The organism is Pseudomonas sp. fls2-241-TYG-175 (assembly GCF_030209155.1).
In the GTDB taxonomy this organism is placed as follows: Bacteria; Pseudomonadota; Gammaproteobacteria; order Pseudomonadales; family Pseudomonadaceae; genus Aquipseudomonas; species Aquipseudomonas viridiflava.
Genome location: NZ_JARVSO010000030.1, coordinates 1 through 1,451, shown reverse-complemented (window position 1 = coordinate 1,451; position 1,451 = coordinate 1). Strand labels below are relative to the sequence as shown.

General features: G+C 53.1%; 1 rRNA gene. It reads left to right on the top strand.

Annotated features, from left to right (window positions below):
- Positions 1–1,363, top strand: a 23S ribosomal RNA gene (locus QRN20_RS20220); the annotation flags it as partial.
- Positions 1,364–1,451: the final 88 nt, after the last annotated feature.

The following is a 1,451-nucleotide window of genomic DNA, read 5'->3' as shown; positions in this document are numbered from 1 at the left end:
ACACGAAGTGGTTGATGCCATGCTTCCAAGAAAAGCTTCTAAGCTTCAGGTAACCAGGAACCGTACCCCAAACCGACACAGGTGGTTGGGTAGAGAATACCAAGGCGCTTGAGAGAACTCGGGTGAAGGAACTAGGCAAAATGGCACCGTAACTTCGGGAGAAGGTGCGCCGGTGAGGGTGAAGCATTTACTGCGTAAGCCCACGCCGGTCGAAGATACCAGGCCGCTGCGACTGTTTATTAAAAACACAGCACTCTGCAAACACGAAAGTGGACGTATAGGGTGTGACGCCTGCCCGGTGCCGGAAGGTTAATTGATGGGGTTAGCGCAAGCGAAGCTCTTGATCGAAGCCCCGGTAAACGGCGGCCGTAACTATAACGGTCCTAAGGTAGCGAAATTCCTTGTCGGGTAAGTTCCGACCTGCACGAATGGCGTAACGATGGCGGCGCTGTCTCCACCCGAGACTCAGTGAAATTGAAATCGCTGTGAAGATGCAGTGTATCCGCGGCTAGACGGAAAGACCCCGTGAACCTTTACTATAGCTTTGCACTGGACTTTGAATTTGCTTGTGTAGGATAGGTGGGAGGCTTTGAAGCGTGGACGCCAGTCTGCGTGGAGCCAACCTTGAAATACCACCCTGGCAACTTTGAGGTTCTAACTCAGGTCCGTTATCCGGATCGAGGACAGTGTATGGTGGGTAGTTTGACTGGGGCGGTCTCCTCCTAAAGAGTAACGGAGGAGTACGAAGGTGCGCTCAGACCGGTCGGAAATCGGTCGTAGAGTATAAAGGCAAAAGCGCGCTTGACTGCGAGACAGACACGTCGAGCAGGTACGAAAGTAGGTCTTAGTGATCCGGTGGTTCTGTATGGAAGGGCCATCGCTCAACGGATAAAAGGTACTCCGGGGATAACAGGCTGATACCGCCCAAGAGTTCATATCGACGGCGGTGTTTGGCACCTCGATGTCGGCTCATCACATCCTGGGGCTGAAGCCGGTCCCAAGGGTATGGCTGTTCGCCATTTAAAGTGGTACGCGAGCTGGGTTTAGAACGTCGTGAGACAGTTCGGTCCCTATCTGCCGTGGACGTTTGAGATTTGAGAGGGGCTGCTCCTAGTACGAGAGGACCGGAGTGGACGAACCTCTGGTGTTCCGGTTGTCACGCCAGTGGCATTGCCGGGTAGCTATGTTCGGAAAAGATAACCGCTGAAAGCATCTAAGCGGGAAACTTGCCTCAAGATGAGATCTCACTGGAACCTTGAGTTCCCTGAAGGGCCGTCGAAGACTACGACGTTGATAGGTTGGGTGTGTAAGCGCTGTGAGGCGTTGAGCTAACCAATACTAATTGCCCGTGAGGCTTGACCATATAACACCCAAGCAATCTGCGACTCGATTGAGCACAGATTGCGGTGACTGTGAAGACGACACGAACCGAAAGTTTGCGTCACGAACGA